This is a genomic window from Pseudomonas sp. AOB-7 (assembly GCF_003696305.1).
Taxonomy (GTDB): Bacteria; Pseudomonadota; Gammaproteobacteria; order Pseudomonadales; family Pseudomonadaceae; genus Aquipseudomonas.
The window spans coordinates 1-303 of the sequence record NZ_RFFK01000059.1 but is presented as its reverse complement, the minus strand read 5'-3'; the positions used below and the strand labels follow the sequence as shown (position 1 = coordinate 303).

The following is a 303-nucleotide window of genomic DNA, read 5'->3' as shown; positions in this document are numbered from 1 at the left end:
GCCTGGGTGGCCAGGTGCAGGGCCTTCAGGCCCGAGCCGCAGACCTTGTTCAGGGTCATGGCCGGCACGGCATGCGGCAGGCCGGCGCGGATCGCCGCCTGGCGTGCGGGGTTCTGCCCGGAGCCTGCGGTGAGCACCTGGCCGAGGATGACTTCATCGACCTGGGCGGCGTCGAGGCCGGTCTGCTCCAGCAGGCGTTTGATCACGATGGCGCCGAGCTCGGGCGCGGGAATCTCGGCCAGGCTGCCCTGGAAGCTGCCGATGGCGGTGCGGGTGGCGGCGACTATGACGACGTCTTGCATG

1 pseudogene is annotated in these 303 nt (G+C 71.0%); it reads right to left on the bottom strand.

The features are described from left to right. A pseudogene (locus EA796_RS22995) lies at positions 1-302 on the bottom strand (acetyl-CoA C-acetyltransferase); the annotation flags it as partial. Between the last annotated feature and the right edge of the window lies 1 nt (position 303).